Here is a 25529-nt window from a genome sequence, read left to right on the forward strand (position 1 = left end):
TGTCAGGCTTCCTCTTCGACGAGTCGGGCCAGTCGGATGCGGTTGATCTTCCCCAGCTCGGTGCGGACGATCTCGCGCTCCTGCTCCGGCGCGTTGCCGATCCGCTCCTTGACCGCGTCGCGCATCTGCTCGCCGGTGCGGCCGGTGGCGCAGATGAGGAAGACATGGCCGAACTTCTCCTGGTAGGCCAGGTTCAGTTCGAGCATCTCCGCCTTGAGCTCCGCCGCGGCGCCGGCCATGCCGCGCTGCTCGCGGGCGGACGTCGGGTCGCCGGGCTTGGGGCGGCCGATCGGCGGGTGGCCGGCCATCGCCTCTTCCAGGTCCGCGGCGGTCAGCTCGGCCATCGCGGCGTCACTGGCGGAGTACAGGTCCTCCACGGTGGCGTACGGGCGGGCGGCGAGAAGCCGCTCGGCCCACGCCCGGGAGGCGCACGCCTCGTGGAGCGCGGCGAAGGCCGCGTGCTCCTCCAGGGCGTTGAACCGGACCAGGCCCGGCGTGGATGTGGACGTCACGGGAGCCTCCGTGGCCTTGTGCTGAACGGGCTGCCGATAGCTAACGCCCTGCGCGACACCACGTCAACACTTTGTTGAAAATTCCGGGTAACGAAACCCGGAGCCCCCCGTCAGGCCCCTTTCTCGCGGTTCAGGTAGTTGTAGACGGTGAAGCGGCTGACGCCCAGGGCGCCGGCCACGGTTTCCACGCCGTGCCGCACGGAGAAGGCGCCGCGCGCCTCGAGTATCCGGACGACCTCCTGCTTGGACTTGCGGTCCAGGTCGGCGAGCGGCTTGCCCTGCTTGCGCTCCATGGCGGCCAGGATGTGGTCCAGCGAGTCCGCGAGCTGCGGCAGGCGTACGGCGACGACGTCGGCACCCTCCCAGGCGAGCACCACGTCCTCGGGACCGGCCTCGTCCGGCGGCAGCATCTCGCCGCCCATGGCGTCGACCAGCGGCTTCACGGCCGTGATGAAGGGCTCGACGTTCACCGCTCCCCCTCCCCGACCACGTTGACCTGGAGCGATACCCGGGTGGCGCCGGACTCCAGGGTCTTGCGCAGCAGCGCGTCCACGGCACCGAGGACGGCGTCGGCGCTGCCCTCGGCGGTGTTGCCGAACGGGCCGACGTCCACCGCGTCCAGCTCGGCCGCCTCGATGACCTCGCGGGCCACGACCGCGTGCGCGGGGGCTTCGTCGAGGTCGAAGGGCTCGGTCGTGAATTCCACTCTCAGTCGCACGCGCTCAACCTAACGCGCGCCGCCGCTTTCCGCCGACCCCTCTTGACAAGCTCGAACACCCGACGGCAATCTTCCAGTAAGCAGAAAAGAACTTCCGTCATACGGAATCTCGACAACGGAAGGGAGCGCCGGACCCCATGGGATTCGCAGAGCAGCGCTTCAACGTCAACCTGTCGATCCTCTTCACGGAACTCCCGCTCCTGGAGCGCCCCGCGGCCGCCGCCGCGGCCGGCTTCACCGCGGTCGAGCTGTGGTGGCCCTGGATCGACTCCCCCACCCCCGAGCGGTCCGAGCTCGACGCCCTGAAGAAGGCGATCGAGGACGCGGGCGTCCGGCTCACGGGCCTGAACTTCTACGCCGGACAACTCCCGGGCCCGGACCGCGGCGCCCTGTCGGTGCCCGGCGAGGAGTCGGAGAGGTTCCGCGCCAACATCGACGTGGCCGCCGACTTCGCCGCCTCCCTCGGCTGCACGGCGCTCAACGCGCTCTACGGCAACCGCGTCGAGGGCGTGGACCCGGCCGAGCAGGACGCGCTGGCGCTGGAGAACCTGGTCTTCGCGGCCCGGGCCGCCGACCGGATCGGCGCGATCCTGCTGATCGAGGCGCTGAACCGGCCCGAGTCGCCGCGGTACCCGCTGGTGTCGGCCCCGGCCGCGGTCGGCGTCGTCGACAAGGTCAACGCCGCGACGTGCCTGGGCAACGCCAAGTTCCTCATGGACCTGTACCACCTGTCGATGAACGGCGAGGACCTGCCGGCGGTGATCGAGCGGTATGCCGCCCAGACCGGCCACGTGCAGATCGCCGACAACCCCGGCCGCGGCGCCCCGGGCACGGGTTCGCTGCCCCTCGAAGACCTCCTCGACCAGCTGCAGAAGGCGGGTTACGACGGCTGGGTCGGCCTCGAGTACAAGCCGGGCGACCGCCCGAGCGCCGAGGCCTTCGACTGGCTGCCCCGCTGACCCCCCTGACCGAAAGGCACACCCTCATGAGCAACGCACTCCCCAAGATCGCCTGGATCGGCCTCGGCATCATGGGCTCCCCCATGTCCGAGAACCTGATCAAGGCGGGTTACGACGTCACCGGGTTCACGCTGGAGCAGGACAAGCTGGACCGGCTGGCCAAGGCCGGCGGCACCGCGGCCGGTTCGATCGCCGAGGCCGTCAAGGACGCGGACGTGATCATCACGATGGTCCCCGCCTCCCCCCAGGTCGAGGCCATCTCCTACGGCCCCGACGGCATCCTGGCCAACGCCCGGTCCGGCGCCCTGCTGATCGACATGTCCTCGATCACCCCGCAGACCTCCGTGGACCTGGCCAAGGCCGCCAAGGACAAGGGCATCCGTGTGCTGGACGCCCCGGTGTCCGGCGGCGAGGCCGGCGCCATCGAGGCCGTACTGTCGATCATGGTCGGTGGCGAGCGGGCCGACTTCGACGAGGCCAAGCCGGTGCTGGAGTCCCTCGGCAAGACCATCGTGCTGTGCGGTCCGCACGGCTCGGGCCAGACCGTGAAGGCCGCCAACCAGCTGATCGTCGCCGTGAACATCCAGGCGTGCGCCGAGGCCGTGGTCTTCCTGGAGAAGTCGGGCGTGGACCTCACGGCGGCGCTGGACGTCCTCAACGGCGGCCTGGCCGGCTCCACCGTGCTGACGCGCAAGAAGGACAACTTCCTGCAGCGCGACTTCAAGCCGGGCTTCCGGATCGACCTGCACCACAAGGACATGGGCATCGTCACCGACGCCGCCCGCAACGTCGGCGCGGCCCTGCCCGTCGGCGCCGTGGTCGCCCAGCTCGTCGCCTCCCTGCGTGCGCAGGGCGACGGCGGCCTGGACCACTCCGCGCTGCTGCGCGCGGTCGAGCGCCTCTCCGGCGCCCAGGTCTGAGGACCTGCCGAGAACTCCGGGCGGCGTCGCCGCTGACACCTGTCCTGTCGCGCCCAAGCGGCGGCGCCGCCCGGAATCCACTTCAACAGACCGTTGAGTATCTTCAACAAACTGTTGACGCCTTGTTTGCCCCCTCCTAGGCTCCACGAAGCGGAAACAGGTTTCCGCTGACTCCCGCACGGAAGGTCCACGATGTCGAAGCGCGTGCTCACCACCGAGTCCGGCGCCCCGGTCGCCGACAACCAGAACTCCGCCTCCGCCGGCGTCGGCGGTCCGCTGCTCCTCCAGGACCAGCACCTGTTGGAGAAGCTCGCCCGGTTCAACCGTGAGCGCATCCCGGAGCGCGTCGTGCACGCCCGCGGCAGCGGCGCCTACGGCTACTTCGAGGTGACCGACGACGTCAGCGGCTTCACCCACGCCGACTTCCTGAGCGCCGTCGGCAAGCGCACCGAGGTCTTCCTGCGTTTCTCGACCGTGGCCGACAGCCTCGGCGGGGCGGACGCGGTCCGCGACCCGCGGGGTTTCGCGGTCAAGTTCTATACCGAAGAGGGCAATTACGACCTCGTCGGGAACAACACCCCGGTGTTCTTCATCAAGGACCCGATCAAGTTCCCGGACTTCATCCACTCGCAGAAGCGCGACCCGTTCACCGGCCGCCAGGAGCCGGACAACGTCTGGGACTTCTGGGCGCACTCCCCCGAGGCGACGCACCAGGTGACGTGGCTGATGGGCGACCGCGGCATCCCGGCGTCGTACCGCCACATGAACGGCTACGGCTCGCACACCTACCAGTGGACGAACGCCGAGGGCGAGGCCTTCTTCGTCAAGTACCACTTCAAGACCAACCAGGGCATCCGCTGCCTGTCCGCCGAGCAGGCCGCCGAGACCGCGGGCAAGGACCCCAACTCGCACCAGACGGACCTGCTCCAGGCCATCGAGCGGGGCGTGAACCCGTCCTGGACGCTGTACGTGCAGGTGATGCCGGCCGCCGAGGCGGCGGAGTACCGCTTCAACCCGTTCGACCTGACCAAGGTCTGGCCGCACGCCGACTACCCGCTGCAGCGCGTGGGCCGCCTGGTCCTGGACCGCAACCCCGACAACGTCTTCGCCGAGGTCGAGCAGGCCGCGTTCTCCCCGAACAACTTCGTCCCGGGCATCGGCCCGTCGCCGGACAAGATGCTCCAGGGCCGCCTGTTCGCCTACGCCGACGCGCACCGCTACCGCCTGGGCGTCAACCACACCCAGCTCGCCGTGAACGCCCCGCGGGCGACGAGCGCGCAGAACTACGGCCGGGACGGCCTCATGGCCGCCAACTCCCAGGGCCGGTACGCCAAGAACTACGAGCCGAACTCCTACGACGGCCCGGTCGAGACCGGGCGTCCGCTGTCCGCCCCGCTCGCGGTGTCCGGGTACACCGGCACGCACGAGGCCCCGCAGCACACCAAGGACGACGACTTCTTCCAGGCCGGCGAGCTGTACCGGCTGATGTCCGCCGAGGAGAAGTCCCGGCTGGTCGCGAACATCGCCGGTGGCCTCTCCCAGGTCTCCCGCGACGACGTGATCGAGAAGAACCTGGCCCACTTCCACGCCGCCGACCCGGAGTACGGCAAGCGCGTGGAGGAGGCGGTCCGCGCCCTGCGCGAGGACTGAAAGGCTCCCTGACCGCGTCCGAGCGGCCGAGAGACCCGGATGAGGGGTGGTCGATCGGCGTCGGACGCGGGTCAGGGTGAGGACCGCGGCGGTGTGCGAGCCAGTGCGGTGGTGAAGGACCGGAACCCCTTCTCGACCTGAGGGAAGGGTGTTTCAGGCTCCGTCGCGACCGCCGCGGTCCCGAAAACCCTCCTGCCTCACCGGCGGACAAGCGCCGGATACGGACGGTCCCGTATCCGGCGCTTCTCGGCGTTCCCGGCGTGCGGAACCGCCCCTCGCGCAGCAGGCTGAAGACATGGCACACCCGACGCAGCAACCGCACATCGTGGTCCACTCCCCCGCCCTGGACGGCTCCCGGCGGGTCACCGCGGGGGACGAGACCCTCGGCATCGCCTCGCACATCGACGACGTCGCCGAGTTCCTGCGGCTGGCCGACCTGTACGTCACCGACGTCGCGGAGAGCGACCTCGTCGAATGGCAGGGCGGCGGCCCCGAGGAGTGGCCGGGGCTCTCGGAGCCCCACGGGACGCACGGGACACCGGGGACGTGAACCGTCTACGCCGCCGTCCGTAGCCCCGCTACGCAACCCTCAAATCAACCTCTGAACCCGCGCCCGGGGGCTTCAACCGCCCCCGGGCGCGGGCACATTCTCGGAACACGGGGCCCGCCGGCACGGGGGCGGCGGGCTCCGGCGGGCCACACCGGTCAGGGGTGTCCGGGCGGCCCGCGGGACACGGGGGCGTCCTGAGGCCCGCCGGTACGGGGGTGTGCGGCGGGCCTCAGGGCGGGAACGACGAAACCGGGGGACGACGACGAGGGGGCAGCCCACCTCACGGGTGGACTGCCCCCTACGGAGCCGGCCGGTGGATCAGACCTTGAGCGTCTTGACCGCGGTCGGCGCATGGCCGGGCTCGGTCGCGATCTCCTCGAACTCCACGACGTTGCTGATGTCGTTGGTGGTCGACATCGAGATGTTGGTGACGCGCTCCAGGATCGCCTCGACGACGACCGGCACCTGGAACTCGGCGGCGAGCTTCTTGGCCTGCTCGAAGGCCGCGCCCAGCTCCGCCGGGTCGGTCACCCGGATCGCCTTGCAGCCGAGCCCCTCGGCGACCTTGACGTGGTCGACGCCGTAGACGCCCAGCTCGGGCGAGTTGATGTTCTCGAACTCCAGCTTGACCTGGAAGTCGATGTCGAAGGCCCGCTGCGCCTGGCGGATCAGGCCGAGGTAGGAGTTGTTCACCAGGACATGGACGTACGGGATCCGGTGCTGCGCCCCGACCGCCAGCTCCTCGATCATGAACTGGAAGTCGTAGTCGCCGGAGAGCGCGACCACGGACGCCTCCGGGTCGGCCTTGGCGACACCCAGCGCGGCCGGGATCGTCCAGCCGAGGGGGCCCGCCTGGCCGCAGTTGATCCAGTGGCGCGGCCGGAAGACGTGCAGCATCTGGGCGCCGGCGATCTGGGAGAGGCCGATGGTGGAGACGTACCGGGTCTCCGGGCCGAAGGCCTTGTTCATCTCCTCGTAGACGCGCTGCGGCTTGATCGGGATGTCGTCGAAGTGGGTACGGCGCTGCAGCGTCGCCTTCCGCTCCTGTGCGGAGGCCGCCCACGCCGAGCGGTCGGGCAGTTTGCCGGCCGCCTTCAACTCCCGTGCCACCTCGACGAACAGCTCGAGTGCCGCCTTCGCGTCGGAGGCGATGCCGTAGTCGGGGGCGAAGATCTTGCCGATCTGGGTGGGCTCGACGTCGACGTGGACGAACTTCCGGCCGGCGGTGTAGACGTCCAGCTTGCCGGTGTGCCGGTTGGCCCAGCGGTTGCCGATGCCGAGGACGAAGTCGGACTCCAGGAAGGTCGCGTTGCCGTAGCGGTGCGAGGTCTGCAGGCCCACCATGCCGGCGTTCAGCTCGTGGTCGTCGGGCAGCAGGCCCCAGCCCATCAGGGTGGGGACGACCGGGGTGCCGGTCAGCTCGGCGAACTCCACCAGCAGATCGGCGGCGTCGGCGTTGATGACACCGCCGCCCGCGACGATCAGCGGCCGCTCGGCGGCGTTGAGCATCCCGAGCGCCTTCTCGACCTGGGCGCGGCTCGCGGCCGGCTTGTAGACCGCCAGCGGCTCGTACGTCTCCGGGTCGAACTCGATCTCGGTGAGCTGGACGTCGATCGGCAGGTCGATCAGGACCGGGCCGGGACGGCCGGAGCGCATCAGGTGGAAGGCCTGCTGGAAGACGCCGGGGACCTGCGCGGCCTCCAGGACGGTCACCGCCATCTTCGTGACCGGCTTGGCGATCGAGGCGATGTCGACGGCCTGGAAGTCCTCCTTGTGGATCACGGCGGTCGGCGCCTGGCCCGTGATGCACAGGATCGGGATGGAGTCACCGATCGCGGAGTACAGACCGGTGATCATGTCGGTGCCGGCCGGTCCGGAGGTGCCGATGCACACCCCGATGTTGCCCGCGTGGGTGCGGGTGTAGCCCTCGGCCATGTGCGAGGCACCCTCGACATGCCGGGCGAGGGTGTGCTGGATGCCGCCGGACGCCTTGAGCGCCGCGTAGAACGGGTTGATCGCCGCGCCCGGCACACCGAACGCGTTGCTGACGCCCTCGCGCTTGAGGATCTCAACTGCCGCTCGGGCAGCGGTCATTCGAGCCATTGAGTACTCCTGCTTCGGCTGTCGGATTCGCATCCCCGTCGCGCCCCGCGGTTGAGCTCTTCCGTATTGCGGAAAGTATTTTCTACTATCTGGAAGCAATGTAAGTGGGGGGGACGAAGCCCGTCAAGAGAGGGACAAGCGGGGGCGCGCTGGAGCACCATGGGTGCCATGCCCCAGAGCGTGGCGGTGCGCTGCCCGGCCTGCAGTCGTGAGCACCAGTACGCGGCCGTGTCCTATCCGTGCGCCTGCGGCGGCCCGGTCGCCCCGCCGCTGGATCCGCGCGGGGTCCCGGTCGCCGTCCGCCACCGGGCCTGGGCCGAGGAGTGGGTGACCGTCCGGTGCGTCTCCTGCGGCCGGAGCGGCCAGTGGCCCCGCCCCGAGCTGGGCTGCCCGTGCGGCACGGTCCTGCGGATCCCGGTGACGGGGACGCTCTCCTCGGCCGGTCCCGCCGCCGCGCCCCCGGACCCCGGCGCCCGTACGCCCGTGGCGCCCCGGTGCCGGGCCCCCTTCGCGCCGGTGCCGATCCGTACCGCCCGGGACGCCGTCACGGCCGCCGCCCTCTACCTGCGCTGGCTCGGCTACCGGGACATCCGCCGCGCCGACCAGCGGCCCCCCGCCGGCATCGGACTCGCCGCCCCCGGCCTGCTCGCCCAGGTCGACCCCACCGTGCGCCCGGCCTCCGTACGGGACGTGGAGTGCCTGTGGCTGACCGCCATGACCGAGTCGGCGCGCTGCGTCTACTTCTCCCTGGCCGGATACGCCACCGAGGGCCGCGTCCGCGCCGACGCCCTCGGCGTCCCGCTGTTCGTCCTGGACCTCGCGGGCACCCCGCAGCCGGTCAACGACCACGCCGACGCGCTGGCCTCCCCCGCCCGCTGACCGCCGCGCACACGAGAGCGCCGGCTCCCCGCGGTGCGGGAGCCGGCGCCTCGGCGGAACGTGTTACGGGGTGACGCAGCCGATCGAGCCGACCGGATGGTTGTTGCCGGTGGAGGTGGCGGTGAAGCCGAAGCTCGCACTGCCGTCCGGCGCGACGGTCCGGTTGTGGTCGACGTTTCTGACCGTGACCGTGCCGTCGGAGCCGGTACTGAGCGTGCCGTTCCAGACCTGGCTCAGCCGGGTGCCGGTGCCGAGCTGCCAGCGCACGGCCCAGCCGTTCATCGGTGCCGTGTTGTGGTTCATCACCTGGACGGAGCCCTGGAAGCCGCCGTTCCAGGCGTTCGTCACCGAGTAGACGGCCATGCAGCCGGTGTGCGGGTTGGTCGGGGTGGGCGTCGGAGTCGGCGTCGGCGTCGGCGTGGGCGTGGGCGTCGGGTTGCCGCCCGAGCCGCGGATGCCGGTCACCTCGCCGTTGCCGCCGTCGAAGACGACGTCGGAACAGGAGAAGAAGTTCTCCTGGCTGTCCGAGCGCACCCACTGGATGAACAGCACCGCGTCGCCCGAGCGGCCCGCGGGCAGGTTCAGGTTCCAGAAGTAGTGACCGGAATCGCTGCCCACCGAACCCGACTGGGCGGGGTTGGTGACGGTCTGGATGAGCTCCAGGTCGTTCCAGCCCAGCGGGCTGCTGGGCGAGTAGCCGGGCTTGGACAGGTACACCCGGAAGTCGCCCGGGTGGGCCGCCCAGTTGCTGTACCGGACCTGCATGCTCTTCCCGGAGGTCAGATGCGTGCGGGGCCAGTCGGCGCGGGCGGCGTTGTAGCCGGTGAAGTTGTACGGGGAGCGGTCACCGGCACTGCACAGCTTGCCGTCCGGTACGTACCCGGGGCCGCGCCCGCCCGCGTTGGAGTCGAGCACGGCGAACCAGTTGTACAGGGCCGTCGATCCGCTCTCGGCCAGCGCGGCCTTGCACGCCGGGTTCGTCGGGTCCAGGGCGCCGGTGCCCGTCTTGGCGTCCTGATAACAGAGATACGTCCGCGAGCCGGGCATCATCGCCACCCCGTGTGCCTGCGCGCTGCCCTGGCCGAGCAAGGCCAGACCGAGTCCGCTCAGCAGGGTGGCGAGCACCGCCGCCCAGGAGAGGAGCCGGTTTCTGCGTCGAACCATGGTGCCTCCTGTCGTTCCTTGGCTGTCCGCTGTGGAGCCCCCGCCCGCCCGGGGAAGGAAGTCGCTCCGGGCGGGCGGGGGAGTGTGGGGAGGTACGCGGATCAGGCGGGCGGGGTGCCCCAGGCCAGGGTGGTGCCGAGGTAGCCGGGGATCGCCGGGGCGTCGGTGTACGAGGTGGCGGTGGTGCGGCTGTGGTCGCCGACCTCGTTGAACGCGGACCAGTCGGACTTGGCCATCCGGAGCTGGAGGTCACCGGTGTCCCGGCCCGCGGCCAGCGAGCCGGCCGAGAAGCCGACCTCCAGATAGGCGTCGGCGCCCGCGACCGGGGTGCTCAGCGGGACGACCCTGAGCTTGACGTTGGAGCAGCCGACCGCGGCGTAGTCGCACCAGGCGTTGACGGTGGGCGAACCGCCGTCCCGGGTGAAGTAGTAGCGGGCGGTGACCTTGGTCAGGTCGAGGGCGGCGCTGCCGGTGTTGGTGATCCGCAGGCCGGGGCGGATGGCGTTGTCGGTGGCCGAGGAGTCGTTGTTCTTGTAGGCGATCTTGAGACCGCCCGCCGGGTCGGGGCCGCCGCCGCCCGTCTCGGTGGTGACGCTCAGCGCGGTGGAGGCGGCGGAGACGTTCCCGGCCGCGTCGAGGGCCCGCACGGTGTAGCTGTAGGCCGTGGCGGCGCTCAGCCCGGTGTCGGTGTACGTGGTACCGCCGGCCGGCGCCGAGCCGACCCGGGTGCCGTTGCGGTACACGTCGTAGCCGGTCACGCCCACGTTGTCGGTGGCCGCGGTCCAGGCCAGGGAGACACTGCTCGCGGTCTTGGCGGTGGTCCGCAGTGCGGTCGGGGCGGTCGGGGCGGTGGTGTCACCCGGGTCGGTGCCGCCCGTCGGGACGGCCGGGTACGCGTTGCGCACCAGCATCGCGAACTGGTTGTGGAACCAGTGCCCGGCCAGCGGCGCGTCGGGCAGTGCCCCCGTCTTGTTGTTGCCCGCGTTGGGCGCGGTGTAGTCGGGGTTGCACATCGGGTCCTGGCGCTTGCCCTCGTCGTTCGGGATGTCCTTGCTGGCGCCGTCCGACTCACCCGGCGGCTTGACCCACAGGAAGGCGTCGAGGTGCGAGTCGGGGTATCCCGCGGGCGAGGCCTGCGGCGGCTGCCCGATGCCGGCTCCGCTCACGTTGCACCACAGTCCGCGGTGGGTGCGGCGGTCGGCCTTGGACTCGGTGACGTAGGTGTCGAGCGTGGTGCTGGTGCTCTCCGCGGTGGGCCGCGCGGCGCCGCCCCAGCCGTTGCGGGAGGTGTCGATCACCATGCCGGTGGAGGCGGGCCAGCCCGCCGCGACCAGCGCCCGGTGTACGTTCTTGGTGAAGTCGGCCTCGTCGAAGTTCGGGTTCCACTCGTAGAACTTGCTCGACTTGACCATGTTGCCGCCGACCGTCTTGTCGGGGTTGGTCAGGAAGGGCTCCTCCAGCGGCGTGTAGTTGGCGACGTTGGTGATCAGGCCGTCGACGCTGCTCAGACCGGCCGCGGTGCCCCTGGCCACCTCGGTGTACTGCTGCACGGTCTGGGTGAGGTTGGTGTCCCAGCCGAGCCAGCCGGAGTGCGCGTAGTCCAGGTACGTGTATACGTTCGGGATCGCGTGCAGCTTGTCCAGGGCGTACTGGATGCCCTTGACGTACAGGCCGCTGCTCTTGACCTGGGCGCACTCGGGGTCGGAGGTGTTGGTGACCAGGTTGGGCAGGCTGTCGGGCTCGATGACCGTGGTGATGCGGATGTCCTGGTACTTGGGGTTCTTGAAGACGTTCGCGATGACGTCGATGTACTCGGTCTTGTAGCGGTCCAGACCCGCCTGGGTGGCCGGGAGTTCGCCGTTGGAGGCGAGGGCGGCGCAGTCCCGTCCGGGCAGGTCGTACACCACGATGGTGGCGGTGATCGGCTGTCCGGGCTTCTTCTGGGCGAGCGCCAGGTCGAGATGGTCGGCGAGGCTCTTGCGTCCGGCGTTGGCGGCACCGCCGTGGATGGCCGCGATCCGGTCCAGCCAGACGGCGGTCGGATAGTTCTTGACCTTCTCCATCTTCGCCTTGAGCGTGGCGTCGGAGGTCTGCGCGATGGACGTGTCCACGTGCTCGGCGTAGTCGGGGTTGATGTAGAAGGTGGCCCCGGCGAAGGGGTTGTCGACGTGTGCTTCCGCCGCTGCCGCGGGCTGTCCCGCGATCTGGCCCGCCACCCCGAGCATCAGGGTGGCCAGGGCGGTGGCCAGGGCTGCCGACCGTCGTCGGCGCCTGCGCGGCCGCATGGCGCCGTCGGCTCTGGTCGGTTCGGTCATCGTGCCCTCCTCGGTGGTACGTGCGGATGTGCCGGTCGTACGTCAGGAGCCGGTGCACTGCGGAGCGGGCGTGCCCGCGCCGCCGTTCGCGGTGAAGCCGAACGAGGTGGTGGCGCCGGGTGACAGGGCGCCGTTGTGGGCGGCGTTGCGGACCGTCGCGCGGCCCTGGGCCACGGTCAGCGAGCCGTTCCACAGGCTGTTGACGGTGGAGCCGCCCAGGTCCCAGGCGACGGACCAGCCGGTGAGCGGGCCGCTGCCGGTGTTCTTGACGCTCATCTCCGCCTGGTAGCCGCCGGTCCAGGCCGAGACGACCTTGAACTGGGCGGTGCAGGACTTGGGTTGCGGCTCGGGGTCCGGGTCCGGGTCGGGGTCGGGGTCGGGAGCGCTGCCGTAGGTCAGGCCGTGCCCGTACGCGAAGAGCGGGCTCTTGCCGTCGCCGTCGTTGATGGGCTGCTGGGAGGCGCTGCGCATCCACGTCATGGGGAGCTTGCCGGTCGGGGCGTGGTCGCCGAAGAGCACGTCCGACACTCCGGCGCCCTCGGTGCCGGGCAGCCAGGCCGCCAGCAGGGCGCGCCAGTCAGGGAGTTGTGCGGCGATGTCGAGCGGGCGTCCGGAGACCAGGACGACCACGACGGGCACGCCGCTGGCCTTGAGCCGGCTGAGGGTCTGCAGGTCCTCCTGGTCCAGCCCCATGCCGCCGGGCCGGTCGCCGTGCATCTCGGCGTACGGGGTCTCCCCGATCACCGCGACGGCCGCGGTGTAGCTGCCGTCGATGCCGTTGCCGTAGCGGTCGTAGGTGATCCGGGACGGGTCGGTCGCGGCGGCGCGGATGCCCTGCAGGACGGTCGTGCCCTCGGTGACGGGCCCGCTGCGGCCCTGCCAGCCCATGGTCCAGCCGCCGCTCTGGTTGCCGATGTCGTCGGCGGACTTGCCGGCCACGAACAGCTTGGCGTTCTTCGCCAGCGGCAGGATCGCGCCGTCGTTCTTCAGCAGCACCTGCGACTGCCGCACCGCCTGCCGGGCCAGCGCCCGGTGCTCCGCGGAGCCGACGGTCGGGGTCAACGACCGGTCGGTGAGCGGCTTTTCGAACAGGCCGAGCTGGAACTTCTTGGTGAGGATGCGCCGGTTGGCGTCGTCGACGCGCGCCAGGGGGATCCGCCCGGCGTTCACCTCGCCGCGCAGCAGGGTGAGGAACTTCTTGTAGTCGTGCGGGACCATCACCATGTCGACGCCGGCGTTGACGGCCGTGGCGATCTCGGCGCCGGTGAAGCCGCTCTGCCCGTCGAGCTTGTCGACCGCGGCCCAGTCGGAGACGACGAAGCCGGTGAAGCCCAGCTCGCCCTTGAGCACGTCGGTGACCAGGTACTTGTGCCCGTGCGAGCGGACGCCGTTCCAAGAGCTGTAGGACAGCATGACCGAGCCCACGCCGCGGCGTACCGCCTCCTGGAAGGGCGGCAGGTGGATCGCGCGCAGCTCGGCCTCGGACAGCTCGGTGTTGCCCTGGTCGACGCCTCCGGTGGTGCCGCCGTCGCCGAGGTAGTGCTTGGCGGTGGCCAGCACCGACGCGGGGTCGCCGCCCAGGCTCGTGCCCTGCATGCCGGTGACGAACGTGGCCATGGAGGTGGCCAGTTCGGGCTTCTCCCCGAACGACTCGTAGGTGCGGCCCCACCGGTCGTTGCGGGCCACGCACAGACAGGGCGCGAAGGACCAGTCGATGCCGGTGCCGGCCACCTCCTCGGCCACCGCCCGCCCGATCCGCTGCACCAGCGCCGGGTCACGGGTGGCGCCGAGGCCGATGTTGTGCGGGAAGAGGGTGGCGCCGCGCACCGCGTTGTGGCCGTGCACCGCGTCGATGCCGTAGATCATCGGGATGCCGAGCGGGGTGCCGAGGGCGGTGCGCTGCAGGGAGTCGTAGGTGTCGGCCCAGGTCTGGGCGTTGTTGGGGCTGACCGCCGAGTCGCCGCCGGAGAGCACCGAACCGATGCGGTAGGTGGCGAGGTCGGACTGCGGGACGAGCGCGTCCTTCTCGATCTGGGTCATCTGCCCGAGCTTGTCGTCGAGCGTCATCCGGGAGAGCAGATCGGTGACCCGCTGGGGCACCGGCACGGAGGGGTCCTGGTACGGCAGCGCGGCGGCGGCCGCCGGGACCTGGGCGGGCGGGGCGGCGGCGAGGCCGGTCAGGGCGAGGGTCGCGGCGCACAGCGCGGCGACGAGGGCGGGGCGACGGGTCCGGGAACGTACGGGCACGGGTGGGCTTGCGGACACGGTGCGGCTCGGGCTCATGGAGTGCGGCCTTTCCGGGTGCGGGCCGGAGGGGCGGACGTGGGTACCGGGGCCCGCCCCCGTCGGTGCGGGAAGGCGGGGCGGGCCCCGGAGGAGGCCGGTGCGGCGCACCGGCGGGGTCAGGCGCTGGTGCAGGCGGTGCCGTTCAGGCTGAAGGCGCTGGGCTTGGCGAAGGTGCCGCTGTAGGTGCCCTGGAAGCCGAAGCTCTGGCTGCCGCCGGCGGCGATCTGCGCGTTGTGCGCCACGGGAGTCGCCGTCACCGCGCCGGAGGAGCCGGACAGGGTGGCGTTCCAGGAGTTGGTGACGCGCTGCCCGGAGGGCAGGGTGAAGCCGAGCTGCCAGCTGTTCAGGGCAGCGGTACCGGTGTTCTTGACGGTGACGTTGGCGGTGTAGCCGCCCTGCCAGACGTTGGTCGCGTAGGTCACCTGGCAGGCCGTGGCCGGCCCACCGGGGCCGCCCGGGTCGCCGCCGCCCCCGAGGTTGACGGCGGAGGAGAAGGAGTTCACCGCGAGTCCGGCGCCGTTCTGCCACGGCTCGAACCCGGCCTGGACGCTCGTCAGGTACCAGTTGCTCTGCGCCATCCCCCGGGCGACGGTCTGGTCGACGAAGTCCATGACGTCGAAGCTCCAGCTGCTGATCGCCGAGGGAGCGACGAAGGAGATCACGTCGTTGTGGCCGTTGCTGCCGGTCCACACCTCGAAGGTGCGGCCGCCGACGGTGGCGTTGCCCACCGGCGAGCCGATCGGCTGGATCGGGCCCACCCGGTTGAACCAGATCATGATCTCGGTCCGGTTGACGCCGTCGGTGCGGGGCGTCGGGTCCAGCCAGATGTCGTACGAGGCGTTGTACACGGCGTTGGAGACATAGCCGTAGGAGATGCTGCTGGGGGCGCTGGAGATGGTGCTGATCTGCGCCGGAAGGCTGGTGCCCGGCGAACAGTTCGTGTAGTGGCAGCCGTTGAACACCGACGGGTACGACTTCGGGGCGCCGTTGGTGGGCACCGAGCCGTCGGCCTGGGTGAGGCGGAAGCCGGTGTCGGTGGCGGTGACGCACTGGGTGGCGCTGGTGCCCCAGCGGTTGTTCTGGACGACGTAGCGGCCCTGGATGACGGTCGAGCCGTACTGCTCGCAGATCGTGGTGTCGGCCTGGGCCGGCGGTGCGGCGACGAGAAGGGCCGCGAGGGCGGCGAGAGTGGACAGCAGCGCGGCGAACAGGCCGCGCGCGGGGCGGGGACGGTGCGGTAACAGTCGCATGCGGGTGCCTCTCTCGGAGATGGCGCCGGTCATTCGGGGCCGGTACGGGAGCGCTCCCAACTCCCCACTGATGGGAGCGCTCCCACCCCACCGGTTCGGTCCGGACTGTAGGAGTCCGTCCATGTTCCTGACAACCCTGCGCGCGCGAATGCATCGAATGGATTTCGAAGTCGCAGGTCACAGAGGTGCGTTCACAACGCCTAGAAGGGCTCCGGGAGTTGGGAGCGCTCCCGAAACTTTCGCTCGCGGCGTTCGGCGGCCCCATCAGGCCGAGTCGCGGACCACCAGCCGGGTGCGCAGGATGACATGGCGCCAGGCCACCTCGGGCTGCTCCCCCTCCTGCAGCTCCTCCATCAGCAGCCGCACCATGGTCCGGCCGATCTCCGCCAGCGGCTGCCGGACCGTCGTCAGCGACGGATCGGTGTGCCGGGCGAGCGGGAAGTCGTCGAAGCCGATCACCGCGACGTCCTCGGGCACCCGGCGGCCGGCCGCCCGCAGCACGGCCAGCGCGCCGGCCGCCATGGTGTCCGAGGCGGCGAAGACGGCGTCCAAGTCCGGGTGCCGTGCGAGGAGTTCGGCCGTCGCGCGGCGCCCGCTGTCCTCGGTGAAGTCACCCTCGACGACCAGCGAGGGAACCGCTTCCAGGCCGGCGGCGGCCAGCGCCTGCCGGTACCCGCGCAGCCGGCACTGGGTGACATACATGTCGAGCGGCCCGGTGACGGCGGCGATCCTGCGGCGCCCCCCGCGCAGCAGATGCTCGACCGCATCCCGGGCGCCGCCGACGTTGTCCGCGTCCACGTAGGTGACGTGCTCGTCGCCCGAGCGGCGGCCGAGCAGCACCGTGGGCAGTCCGGCCTCGGCGAGCATGTCCGGCAGCCGGTCCTCGGCCCGTACGGACATCAGCAGGACCCCGTCCACCCGCCCGCCGCGCGCGAACTCCACGAAGCGCCGCCGCTCGACGTCCGTGCGGACCAGGGTGAGCAGCAGTTGCATCGAGGTGGTGGCGAGGGCGTCCCCGACCGAGCGGATGATCTCGGAGAAGAAGGGTTCCCCGAACTGCCGCCAGTCCCGTTCGGTCAGCGCCAGCGCCACCGCGTCGGCGCGCCGCCCGGCCAGGGAACGGGCCGCCAGATTGGGCACGTAGCCCAGTTCGTCGATGGCCCGCTCGACGGCCCGGCGCGTGGACTCCTTCACGCCCGCCGCGTTGTTGATGACCCGCGAGACGGTGCCGCGCCCGACACCGGCGAGAGCCGCGACTTCCTCCAGCGTCGGCGAACCGGGGCGCTGCCTGCCCATAACCACCCCCAAGGGCACCCGATCTTACGGGCCGCGCCCCGCTGTGATCGAACGCCCTGGAGGATCAGCCGGTGTACCGCTCCCGCAGCTCGATCTTGCGTACCTTTCCGGACACCGTCATCGGGAAGGAGTCGAGCACCCGCACCCCGGCCGGGATCTTGTAGTGGGCCAACTGCCCCTCGCAGTACGCCCGTACGTCCTCCAGCGTCGGCGGGTCGGCGGGGTCGCGGGGGATGACGCAGGCCAGCACCTGTTCGCCGTACCGCTCGTGCGGCACGCCGATCACCTGGACGTCGGCGATCTTCGGGTGGCCGTGCAGGAACTCCTCGATCTCGCGCGGGTAGATGTTCTCGCCACCCCGGATGATCATGTCCTTGATGCGGCCGACGATCTCGACATAGCCGTCCTCGCGCATCACCGCCAGGTCGCCGGTGTGCATCCAGCGGGCGGGGTCGATGGACTGCGCGGTCTTGTCGGGTTCGTTCCAGTAGCCCAGCATCACGCTGTAGCCGCGGGTGCACAACTCCCCCGCCGTGCCGCGCGGCCGGGTGACTCCGGTGGCGGGGTCGACGATCTTCACCTCGACGTGCGGCAGGACGCGGCCGACGGTTCCGGTGCGGTGTTCCAGGTCGTCGTCCATCCGGGTCTGCAGCGAGACCGGGGAGGTCTCGGTCATGCCGTAGCAGATCGACACCTGCTCCATGTGCATCTCGGCGACCACCCGTTTCATCACCTCCACCGGGCAGGGCGAGCCCGCCATGATGCCGGTGCGCAGCGAGGAGAGGTCGTACCGCGCGAAGTCGGGCAGGTTCAGCTCCGCGATGAACATGGTCGGGACGCCGTACAGCGAGGTGCACCGCTCCCGCCGGACCGCCTCCAGGGTGGCCGCCGGGTCGAAGGAGGGGCCGGGGATGACGATGCAGGCGCCGTGCGTGGTGGCCGCCAGGTTTCCCATGACCATGCCGAAGCAGTGGTAGAACGGCACCGGCAGACAGATCCGGTCCTGCTCGGTGTACGCGATCGACTCCCCCACGAAATAGCCGTTGTTGAGGATGTTGTGGTGGGAGAGCGTGGCCCCCTTGGGGAATCCGGTGGTGCCCGAGGTGTACTGGATGTTGACCGCGTCGTCGCAGCTCAGGTCGTCCGGCAGCGCGCGCGGGACGGCGCGGCCGAGCAGCTTCTGCCAGCTCGGGTCGCCGAAGTACACGGCCTCGCGCAGCCCGGGGCAGTTGCCCCGCACCTCGTCCACCATGGCCCGGTAGTCGCTGCTCTTGTGGCCCAGGGAGGCGAAGAGCAGACAGATCCCGGCCTGCTTGAGCACGTACTCGACCTCGTGCACCCGGTACGCCGGGTTGATGTTCACCATGATCGCGCCGATGCGGGCGGTGGCGTACTGCACGAGCACCCACTCGGGGCAGTTGACCGCCCAGATCCCGACCCGGTCGCCCTTGCCGACCCCGCTCGCCAGCAGCGCGTACGCCAGCTCGTCGACGTCCGCCAGGAGCCGGGCGTACGTCCAGCGCCGCCCCGACGGGACGTCGACCAGCGCCTCCCGCTGCGGCCAGGTGGCGGCGGTGCGCGCCAGGTTGTCCCCGATCGTCTCGCCGAGCAGCGCGGTCGCGCCGGTTCCGTGCGTGTACGACAGTGCGGTCACCGGAAGTCCTCCTCGCGGTACTCGTCGTGCGAACCGGCCGCGGTGGCCTCGCGCAGTTCGATCCGGCGGATCTTGCCGGAGACGGTCTTGGGCAGGGGCGCGAACTCCAGCCGGCGGATGCGCTTGTAGGGGGCGAGGACCTCGCGGGAGTGCTCGAAGAGGACCTTCGCGGTGTCGGCACCCGGCTCCCAGCCGTCGGCGAGGACGACATAGGCCTTGGGGACGGCGAGGCGCAGTTCGTCCGGGGCGGGCACCACGGCGGCCTCGGCGACCGCCTCGTGCTCCAGCAGGGCGCTCTCCAGCTCGAAGGGGCTGATCTTGTAGTCGCTCGCCTTGAAGACGTCGTCACTGCGCCCGACATACGTCAGGTATCCGTCGTCGTCCCTCGACGCGATGTCCCCGGTGCGGTAGTAGCCGCCCGCCATCGCCTCCGCCGTACGGTCGGCGTCCCCGTGGTAGCCGGTCATCAGGCCGACCGGGCGGGCCGACAGGTCGAGCGCGATCTCGCCCTCGGCCGCGCCGGGCGCGCCGGTCACCGGGTCCAGCAGCTCCACCCGGTAGCCGGGGCTGGGGCGGCCCATGGCGCCCGTCTTCAGGGGCTGGCCCGGACTGTTGGAGACCTGCACGGCGGTCTCGGTCTGCCCGAAGCCGTCCCGGACGGTGACGCCCCAGGCCCGCCGGACCTGCTCGATGACCTCGGGGTTCAGCGGCTCCCCCGCCGCCACGGCCTCGCGCGGAGGGGTGCGCAGGGCGGTCAGGTCGGCCTGGATGAGCATCCGCCACACCGTCGGCGGGGCGCAGAAGGTCGTGACGCCGGCCCGGTCCATCTCCGCCATCAGGCGGGCGGCGTCGAAGCGCGTGTAGTGGTGCAGGAAGACGGTCGCCTCGGCGTTCCACGGCGCGAACAGGTTGGACCAGGCGTGCTTGGCCCAGCCCGGCGAGGAGATGTTCAGGTGCACGTCGCCGGGGCGCAGGCCGATCCAGTACATGGTGGCGAGGTGGCCCACCGGGTACGAGACGTGGGTGTGCTCGACGAGCTTGGGGCGGGCGGTGGTGCCGGAGGTGAAGTAGAGCAGCAGCGGATCGTCGGCACGGGTGGGGCCGTCCGGGACGAACTCGGCGGGGGCCGCGTAGGCGTCCTCGTACCGGTGCCAGCCCTCGCGGGCGCCGCCGACGACGACGCGGGTGTAGGTGCCGGGCACCTCGGCGAACTTGCCGGTGTCCGCGGACCGCACGATCACCTGCCGGACCCGCCCGCGCTCCACCCGGTCGCGCAGGTCGGCGGGGCCGAGCAGCGGGGTGGCCGGGATGACGACGGCCCGCAGCTTCATGGCGGCCAGCGCGGTCTCCCACAGCTCGGTCTGGTTGCCGAGCATGACCAGGATCCGGTCCTCGGCGCCGACGCCCCGCTCGCGCAGCCAGTTGGCGACCCGGTCGGACCGGGCGGACAGCTCGGCGAACGACAGCCGCACCTCGGTGCCGTCCTCCTCGACGAGGTGCAGCGCGGTGCGGTCATTGCCGTCCGCGATGACGTCGAACCAGTCCAGCGCCCAGTTGAACCGCTCCGGCCGGGGCCACTCGAACCCTTCGTAGGCGGTGGCCCAGTCCTCGCGGTGCGCCAGCAGAAAGTCCCGTGCCCGGCGGAAGTCGTCGATGGCCGTCATGTGTCCTCCTCTGTCCCGGACCATTGCCCGGCGGCTCCCTGCCATCGTGTAATCCGTGATGCAGGTCTCACCACCCCCGAACGGGGGTGTACGCCGCAGAGGGAGGGCGGGCAGTTGGCAGCAGATGTCACCGCGGCCGCGGAGATCCGGGGTGCGCTGGTCCGGCTGCGGCGCTCGACCGGTCTCCCGGTCGCGTTCGGCGGACTGATGGAGTCCGCCCGCCCGCGGATGCTCATCAGCGAACTCAACGGCACCGCCACGCACGCGCTGAGCCGGCTCACCGTCGCCTCCGGCAACGGCCTCGGCGGCCGTGCGGTCGCCCTGGCCCGCGCCTGCGCGGTGACCGACTACTCCTCCTCGCGGCAGATCAGCCACGAGTACGACACCGCCGTCGCCGCCGAGGGCCTGCGCTCGGTCCTCGCGGTCCCGGTCGTCGTACGCCGCCGGGTGCGCGGCGTCCTCTACGGCGCCCTGCGCACTCCGCAGCCGCTCGGCGACCGCACGCTGAGCGCGGCGGTGGCCGCCGCGCGCGAGGTGGAACAGGCGCTCGTCGTGCGGGAGTCGGCGCAGGAGCTGCTGGAGGCGGCGCGGCCGGAGCGGGACGGCGGCGGGGCAGTGCGGGAACAGGTGCGGGAGGCGCATGCGGCCCTGCGGGCGCTGGCACCGCGGATCTCCGATCCGGGGTTGCGCGCGGAGCTGCTGGAGGTGTGCGGGCTGCTGACGCCCGAGGGGCCGGCGGAGGGGGTACGGCTGGCGCCCCGGGAGGTGGATGTGCTGGCCTGGGTGGCGGCGGGGGCGACGAATGCCGTGGTGGGCGAGCGGTTGGGGCTGCGGGCCGAGACGGTGAAGGGATATCTGCGGTCGGCCATGCGGAAGCTGGGGGCGCACACCCGGGGGGAGGCGGTGGCCGCCGCGCGACGGGCGGGGCTGCTTCCGTAGGGCTTCCACCGGGCTTCCGGCCGCTCTGACGTGCGCTCCCCCATTCATTCACCCGCTCCCTGAATTTCCCTATGCCCCCGGGCTGTTATTTCCCTCACCCGGCAGGCGCTCCGAAATTCAAAGACCTCTTGCCTAATATTGGCCAGGACACGACACACGGAGGGGAGCGGTGACCGTGCCACGGGACTTCACGGAACCTGCCAGATCCCGCCCCGACCTGGTCATCGGCCGGGACGAGCCGTTCACGGCGGCGCGTCGGCAGCTCGCCCGGGGCGGCAGCGTCCTGCTCCACGGGCCCGCCGGAATAGGAAAGTCGACCGTCCTGCGGGCATTGGCCGCGGAATACGGCACGGCGGCCCGGACGGTGTTGCGCTGCTCGGCGACCGAGTCCGAATCCCATCTCCCCTTCCTCGCCCTCGCCGACCTCCTCGGCCTGGTCCTGGACGACGTCTGCGGCCGGCTGCCCGCCGCCCAGCGCACCGCCCTGGAGTCGGCGCTCACCGGCCGCGGCGAGTCCACCCTGCAGCGCGACGGCCTCGCCCTGCGGCTGGCCGTCCTGTCCGCCCTGCGCGCCCTCGCCGCCGAGGGCCCCGTCCTGATCGTCGCCGACGACCTGCAGTGGCTCGATCCGGCCAGCGCCGAACTCCTCGGCTTCGCCGCCCGGCGCCTCGGCGACACCCCCGTGCGGATGCTCTGCGCGGCGCGGACCGAGCACGAGGAGTACGACCGCCATCTGGGCGCGTCCCCGCCGGACACGCTCGCCCTGCGGCTCGGGCCCCTCTCCCGCACCCAGGTGGCCGCCCTGCTCGACCACCGCGGTTACACCGGGCTGTCCCGCTCCACGGTCCGCGACATCCACCGCACCAGCGGCGGCAACCCGCTCTTCGCCCTGGAACTCGGACGGGCGCTCGCCGAGAACCCCACCCCGCCCCGGCCGGGCGAGCCGCTGCCGGTGCCGACCTCGCTGCGCGCCCTGGTGCTCAACCGGCTCGGGATGCTCTCCCCCGACGCCCGCCACACCCTCCTCGTGGCCAGCGCCGGCGCCCGCCCCACCCTGGCCACCCTGCGCGCGGCGGGGCGCGCCGACGCCGAGGCGGAGACCGCGCGGGCGGCCGAACTGGGGCTGCTGGCGACGGAGACGGAGGGGCCGGCCGTACGCTTCGCGCATCCGTTGATCTCGGCGGCGCTGTACGCGGAGGCGCCCGCGCAGGAGCGGCGGGCCGCGCATGCCGCGCTGTCCACGGCTGCCTCGGACCCGATCGAACGGGCCCGGCATCTGGCGCTGGCGACCATCGGCACCGATCCGGAGGTGGCGGTCTCGCTGGCGGAGGCGGCGGCCCTGGCCCGCGACCGCGGGGCGCCCTCGGTGGCCGCCGCCCTGGGCCGCCTGGCCGCCCGCCACGCGCCCGCCCCCACGGAGAGCCCGGCGAAACGGACACGGCGCCCGGGCGACACCGCCGCCACCGGGGTCACGGTCCAGGAAGACCACGACACCACAGCGCCCGCCGCCGAAGCCCTTGCCCCGGCCCCAGGAGAGCCGCGACGCCCGAACCACGGCACCACAGCGCCGGCCGCCGACGCCCCCGAGCCCACGACCCCAGGAGCACGACGACACCGGGACCACGGCACGGGCACCCTTGCCCCGGCCCCCGGAGAGCCGCACCGCCCGGACCACGCCACCCGCGAAGCCCACGCCGGCGAAGCCCATCCCCCGGCCCCCGACGACCCCGAGCCCACCGCCCCGGAAGCACGACGACACCGGAACCACGGCACGGGCACCCATGCCCCGGCCCCCGGAGAGCCGCACCGCCCGAACCACCCCACCCCAGCACCCGCCGGCCAAGCCCATCCCCCAGCCCCCGACGACCCCGAGCCCACCGCTCCGGAAGCACGACGACACCAGGACCACGACACCGGCACCCATGCCCCGGCCCCAGACGAGCCGCGCCGCCCGGGCCACACCACCCGCGAAGCCCACGCCGCCGACACCGACACCCGACCCACGGCTCCCGCAGAACCGCGACGCCCGGCCCACGTCACCGCAGCACCCACCCCCGAACCCCACGCCGAGCGCACACCGCCCGGTCCGCAGGATCTGCTGCTTCAGGCCGCCGAGGACGCCATCACCGCCGGGGAGCTGGACCTCGCCCGGGACATCGCGCGCGAGGTGCTGTCCGGCTCGACGGTGCCCGCGCAGCGGGTGCGGGCCTGGATCGTGGTGATCGAGACCGCGGGCCACGCCATGTCGGAGGTCGACGCCGTCTTCCCGCAGGCGCTGGCCGACGCGGGCGACGACCCGCGGCTGCTCGCCCTGATCCACTATCAGCTGGCCTGGCGGGCGCTGCTGGTGGACGGCGACTTCGACCCGGCCCGGGAGGAGGCCGCCTACTCCGCGGAGCTGGCCGCGCGGGGCGGTGACCGGTACACCGAGCTGATGGCGCTCGCCTTCGAGGCGCAGATCGAGACCCTGATGGGTCACCCGGACGCGCCCGCGACCATCAAGCGCGCCCTGCGGGAACCGCAGGACCCGCGGGTGGCCTGCCACCACAACGGCGCCGGGTACGCCCGCTTCCGCTGGCTGGTGATGAGCGACCAGCTGCCCGAGGCCCGCGCCACCGTCACCGCCCTGCTGCGCGAGGTGCGGCGGCGCGGCTCGGTCGAGAGCGAGGTGCACTTCCTGCGCGGTCTCGCCGAGACCGAGCTGCGCACCGGGCACTGCGCCCGCGCCCTCGACCTCGCCCACGAGAGCCTGCGGCTGGCCCGGGACACCGGGATCGGCGAGGTCGCCTCGGCCGTGCTCACCTCCCTCGCGGAGGCCGCGGGCGGCGAGGTGGACCGGGCGCTGGCGCTCGCCCGGGAGGCGCTCGACCACGCCGAGCAGGACGGCGACCAGATGTACGTCTCCCGCGCCCTGGCCGCCCTCGGCCATGCCCAGCTGGTGGCCGGGGACGCCCCCGCGGCGGTGGCCTCGCTGCGCCGGGTGCGCGAGCTGGAGCAGGGCCTCGGCATCACCGACCCGGCACGCGGGCGCTGGCACGGCGATCTCGCCGAGGCGCTGGTCCGCGTCGGCGCGACCGAGGAGGCGCAGGACGTCATCGACACGGCCCGGGCCCGCGCCCTGCGCCTGGGCCGGGAGAGCGTGCTCGCGGTGCTGGACCGCGCGGAGGCCCTGGTGCGCGCCGCCCGCGGCGAACGGGAGTCCGCCGCCGAACGGCTGACCTCGGTGCAGGACCGGCTCGCCAAGCTCGGCTACGGCCTGGAGGAGGCCCGGGCGGCCTTCGCGGCGGCGGCGCTCGGCACCGGCAGGCCCGGACCGGTCTCCTACGACGAGGCGGCCCGGTTGTTCCGGCGGTGCCGCGCGCTGCCGTGGCTGCGCCAGGTGGAGGCGGCCGCGACGGCGCCCGCGGCCGAACCGGCACCCGCGCCGGCCGCCTCCCTGGACGCGCTGGACTCCCTCGCCTCGATGGAGCGTCAGGTCGCGGCGCTGGTCATGGAGGGCGCGACCAACCGGGAGATAGCGGCGCGGCTGTTCATCAGCGTCAAGACCGTCGAGGCGACCCTGACCCGGGTCTACCGCAAGCTCGGGATCCGGTCGCGCGTCGACATCGTCCGACTGGCGGCGGGCCGTCCCGGCGGCTGAGATCCCGCGGGATTCACCGCAGCGGGGGGTTCGGCCGGGGCCGACCGAGGGTTTTCCCTGCCCAACTGCCCTAGGGGGTTCCCTCATTGGGAAGGGGACCTGCGGGTTACAGCGTAAGGGCGTGCCGCTCGCCGGACACACGGGGGCCTGTCCCGAGACCCCCGTGCCGCACCCCCCACCCGCGCGACCCCCCACCGGCCACCCAATGAGGAGACTCATGCTCGGGCTCATCCGCCCCAAGAAGACCGCCACCGCGCTCGCGGCGACCGCCGCCGCGGCGGCCACCGCGCTGATCGGCGTCGCCCCCACCGCCGCCGCGGCTCCCCAGCCCATCGTGGGCGGTTCGACGACCACCACGACCGCGTACCCGTTCATGATGCAGATCACGGACTCCGCGCAGAACCAGTTCTGCGGTGGCACGCTCGTCTCCGCCACCAAGGTCGTCACCGCGGCCCACTGCCTGGTCGGCGAGTCCACCGGCAGCGTCAGAGTCGTCGGCGGCCGCACCTACCGCAACGGCACCGACGGCACCGTGTCCAGGGTCAGCGGCATCTGGATCCACCCGAGCTACACCGACGCCACCAACGGCGACGACGTGGCGGTGCTGACGCTGTCGACGGCGATGCCGTACACCCCGGCGCCCTACGTGTCCGCCACGCAGACGGGCGTGTACGCGGCCGGCACCACCGCCCGCATCCTCGGCTGGGGCACCACCTCCGCGAGCGGCAGCTCCTCCAACCAGCTGCGTACGGCCACCGTGCCGATCGTGTCCGACGCGGGCTGCGCGAGTTCCTACGGCACGGACTTCGTCGCGTCCGACATGGTCTGCGCCGGTCACACCTCCGGCGGGGTGGACACCTGCCAGGGTGACAGCGGCGGTCCGCTGCTGGTCGGGGGCGTCCTGGCGGGGATCACGTCCTGGGGCGAGGGCTGCGCGGCGGCCGGCTACCCGGGCGTGTACACCCGGCTGACGTCCTTCTCCGGTCTGGTGGCCGCGCAGGTCGCCTCGTGACCCGTACCGACTCCTGAG

19 protein-coding genes are annotated in these 25529 nt (G+C 72.0%); 8 read left to right on the forward strand and 11 right to left on the reverse strand.

The features are described 5' to 3' along the window. Nucleotides 1-2: 2 nt before the first annotated feature. The 3 genes from uraD to ACWD1Z_RS06870 all read right to left on the reverse strand — a co-directional run bounded on the left by uraD (nucleotide 3) and on the right by ACWD1Z_RS06870 (nucleotide 1230). Nucleotides 3-512: a 2-oxo-4-hydroxy-4-carboxy-5-ureidoimidazoline decarboxylase gene (gene uraD, locus ACWD1Z_RS06860; protein ID WP_451116172.1), complete on the reverse strand. Its 510-nt coding sequence runs from the start codon at nucleotides 510-512 to the stop codon at nucleotides 3-5. Nucleotides 513-622: 110 nt separating this feature from the next. Then, the gene (locus ACWD1Z_RS06865; RefSeq protein WP_389420600.1) at nucleotides 623-934 is read right to left on the reverse strand and encodes a helix-turn-helix domain-containing protein; all 312 of its coding nucleotides are present in this window, start codon (nucleotides 932-934) and stop codon (nucleotides 623-625) included. 44 nt (nucleotides 935-978) lie between these two features. Then, nucleotides 979-1230: a hypothetical protein gene (locus ACWD1Z_RS06870; protein WP_451116174.1), complete on the reverse strand. Its 252-nt coding sequence runs from the start codon at nucleotides 1228-1230 to the stop codon at nucleotides 979-981. 137 nt (nucleotides 1231-1367) lie between these two features. Between ACWD1Z_RS06870 and ACWD1Z_RS06875 the strand changes: the two genes are divergently transcribed. The 4 genes from ACWD1Z_RS06875 to ACWD1Z_RS06890 all read left to right on the forward strand — a co-directional run bounded on the left by ACWD1Z_RS06875 (nucleotide 1368) and on the right by ACWD1Z_RS06890 (nucleotide 5309). Continuing rightward, nucleotides 1368-2189 carry a TIM barrel protein gene (locus tag ACWD1Z_RS06875; protein ID WP_451116176.1) on the forward strand — a complete coding sequence of 274 codons (822 nt, stop codon included), beginning with the start codon at nucleotides 1368-1370 and terminating at the stop codon, nucleotides 2187-2189. A 26-nt stretch (nucleotides 2190-2215) separates the two neighbouring features. Next, nucleotides 2216-3109, forward strand: a complete 894-nt coding sequence (locus ACWD1Z_RS06880) for a 2-hydroxy-3-oxopropionate reductase (RefSeq protein WP_451116178.1) — start codon at nucleotides 2216-2218, stop codon at nucleotides 3107-3109. 192 nt (nucleotides 3110-3301) lie between these two features. Then, complete coding sequence (locus ACWD1Z_RS06885) at nucleotides 3302-4759, forward strand: catalase (RefSeq protein WP_451116179.1); 1458 nt, start codon at nucleotides 3302-3304, stop codon at nucleotides 4757-4759. A gap of 295 nt (nucleotides 4760-5054) precedes the next feature. Beyond that, the gene (locus tag ACWD1Z_RS06890) at nucleotides 5055-5309 is read left to right on the forward strand and encodes a hypothetical protein (protein ID WP_451116181.1); all 255 of its coding nucleotides are present in this window, start codon (nucleotides 5055-5057) and stop codon (nucleotides 5307-5309) included. Nucleotides 5310-5627: 318 nt separating this feature from the next. On the opposite strand, the gene gcl is transcribed toward ACWD1Z_RS06890, so the two are convergent. Beyond that, the gene (gene gcl / locus ACWD1Z_RS06895; RefSeq protein ID WP_451116183.1) at nucleotides 5628-7412 is read right to left on the reverse strand and encodes a glyoxylate carboligase; all 1785 of its coding nucleotides are present in this window, start codon (nucleotides 7410-7412) and stop codon (nucleotides 5628-5630) included. Between the two features lie 159 nt (nucleotides 7413-7571). On the opposite strand from gcl, the gene ACWD1Z_RS06900 reads away from it, so the two are divergent. Beyond that, nucleotides 7572-8291, forward strand: coding sequence for a hypothetical protein (locus ACWD1Z_RS06900; protein WP_451116184.1), 720 nt, complete (start codon nucleotides 7572-7574; stop codon nucleotides 8289-8291). Between the two features lie 63 nt (nucleotides 8292-8354). Here the strand turns inward: ACWD1Z_RS06900 and ACWD1Z_RS06905 are convergent, their stop codons facing one another. From ACWD1Z_RS06905 to ACWD1Z_RS06935, 7 genes are all read right to left on the reverse strand, one after another. Continuing rightward, nucleotides 8355-9455: a lytic polysaccharide monooxygenase gene (locus tag ACWD1Z_RS06905; protein ID WP_451116186.1), complete on the reverse strand. Its 1101-nt coding sequence runs from the start codon at nucleotides 9453-9455 to the stop codon at nucleotides 8355-8357. Between the two features lie 101 nt (nucleotides 9456-9556). Next, a complete protein-coding gene (locus ACWD1Z_RS06910) occupies nucleotides 9557-11770 on the reverse strand; it encodes a glycoside hydrolase family 6 protein (protein ID WP_451116187.1) in 2214 nt (737 codons plus the stop codon). Nucleotides 11771-11812: 42 nt separating this feature from the next. Next, nucleotides 11813-14017, reverse strand: a complete 2205-nt coding sequence (locus tag ACWD1Z_RS06915) for a glycoside hydrolase family 3 N-terminal domain-containing protein (RefSeq protein ID WP_451116189.1) — start codon at nucleotides 14015-14017, stop codon at nucleotides 11813-11815. 155 nt (nucleotides 14018-14172) lie between these two features. After that, a complete protein-coding gene (locus ACWD1Z_RS06920) occupies nucleotides 14173-15306 on the reverse strand; it encodes a GH12 family glycosyl hydrolase domain-containing protein (RefSeq protein ID WP_451116190.1) in 1134 nt (377 codons plus the stop codon). Between the two features lie 264 nt (nucleotides 15307-15570). Continuing rightward, nucleotides 15571-16602 (reverse strand): LacI family DNA-binding transcriptional regulator, encoded by a 1032-nt coding sequence (locus ACWD1Z_RS06925; RefSeq protein WP_451116191.1) that lies wholly within the window; start codon nucleotides 16600-16602, stop codon nucleotides 15571-15573. Nucleotides 16603-16666: 64 nt separating this feature from the next. Beyond that, the gene (locus tag ACWD1Z_RS06930; RefSeq protein WP_451116192.1) at nucleotides 16667-18256 is read right to left on the reverse strand and encodes an AMP-binding protein; all 1590 of its coding nucleotides are present in this window, start codon (nucleotides 18254-18256) and stop codon (nucleotides 16667-16669) included. Next, nucleotides 18253-19920, reverse strand: coding sequence for an AMP-binding protein (locus ACWD1Z_RS06935; RefSeq protein ID WP_451116194.1), 1668 nt, complete (start codon nucleotides 19918-19920; stop codon nucleotides 18253-18255). Before ACWD1Z_RS06935 ends, ACWD1Z_RS06930 begins: the two co-directional genes overlap by 4 nt. Nucleotides 19921-20034: 114 nt before the next feature. On the opposite strand from ACWD1Z_RS06935, the gene ACWD1Z_RS06940 reads away from it, so the two are divergent. From ACWD1Z_RS06940 to ACWD1Z_RS06950, 3 genes are all read left to right on the forward strand, one after another. Continuing rightward, nucleotides 20035-20859 carry a response regulator transcription factor gene (locus ACWD1Z_RS06940; RefSeq protein ID WP_451116196.1) on the forward strand — a complete coding sequence of 275 codons (825 nt, stop codon included), beginning with the start codon at nucleotides 20035-20037 and terminating at the stop codon, nucleotides 20857-20859. A gap of 169 nt (nucleotides 20860-21028) precedes the next feature. Beyond that, nucleotides 21029-24499, forward strand: coding sequence for a helix-turn-helix transcriptional regulator (locus tag ACWD1Z_RS06945; protein ID WP_451116198.1), 3471 nt, complete (start codon nucleotides 21029-21031; stop codon nucleotides 24497-24499). A 217-nt stretch (nucleotides 24500-24716) separates the two neighbouring features. Then, nucleotides 24717-25511, forward strand: a complete 795-nt coding sequence (locus ACWD1Z_RS06950; RefSeq protein WP_451116200.1) for a S1 family peptidase — start codon at nucleotides 24717-24719, stop codon at nucleotides 25509-25511. Nucleotides 25512-25529 lie beyond the last annotated feature (18 nt).

The sequence above is a fragment of the Streptomyces sp. NPDC002784 genome, from assembly GCF_053592135.1.

Excerpts from the sequence above, each read along its gene's own strand:
- ACWD1Z_RS06905 (WP_451116186.1), bottom strand. The coding sequence starts at position 9,455 with ATGGTTCGACGCAGAAACCGGCTCCTCTCCTGGGCGGCGGTGCTCGCC.
- ACWD1Z_RS06920 (WP_451116190.1), bottom strand. The coding sequence starts at position 15,306 with ATGCGACTGTTACCGCACCGTCCCCGCCCCGCGCGCGGCCTGTTCGCC.
- ACWD1Z_RS06950 (WP_451116200.1), top strand. The coding sequence starts at position 24,717 with ATGCTCGGGCTCATCCGCCCCAAGAAGACCGCCACCGCGCTCGCGGCG.
- ACWD1Z_RS06900 (WP_451116184.1), top strand. The coding sequence starts at position 7,572 with ATGGGTGCCATGCCCCAGAGCGTGGCGGTGCGCTGCCCGGCCTGCAGT.
- ACWD1Z_RS06880 (WP_451116178.1), top strand. The coding sequence starts at position 2,216 with ATGAGCAACGCACTCCCCAAGATCGCCTGGATCGGCCTCGGCATCATG.
- ACWD1Z_RS06865 (WP_389420600.1), bottom strand. The coding sequence starts at position 934 with ATGGGCGGCGAGATGCTGCCGCCGGACGAGGCCGGTCCCGAGGACGTG.
- ACWD1Z_RS06925 (WP_451116191.1), bottom strand. The coding sequence starts at position 16,602 with ATGGGCAGGCAGCGCCCCGGTTCGCCGACGCTGGAGGAAGTCGCGGCT.
- ACWD1Z_RS06935 (WP_451116194.1), bottom strand. The coding sequence starts at position 19,920 with ATGACGGCCATCGACGACTTCCGCCGGGCACGGGACTTTCTGCTGGCG.
- ACWD1Z_RS06875 (WP_451116176.1), top strand. The coding sequence starts at position 1,368 with ATGGGATTCGCAGAGCAGCGCTTCAACGTCAACCTGTCGATCCTCTTC.
- ACWD1Z_RS06890 (WP_451116181.1), top strand. The coding sequence starts at position 5,055 with ATGGCACACCCGACGCAGCAACCGCACATCGTGGTCCACTCCCCCGCC.
- ACWD1Z_RS06885 (WP_451116179.1), top strand. The coding sequence starts at position 3,302 with ATGTCGAAGCGCGTGCTCACCACCGAGTCCGGCGCCCCGGTCGCCGAC.
- gcl (WP_451116183.1), bottom strand. The coding sequence starts at position 7,412 with ATGGCTCGAATGACCGCTGCCCGAGCGGCAGTTGAGATCCTCAAGCGC.
- ACWD1Z_RS06910 (WP_451116187.1), bottom strand. The coding sequence starts at position 11,770 with ATGACCGAACCGACCAGAGCCGACGGCGCCATGCGGCCGCGCAGGCGC.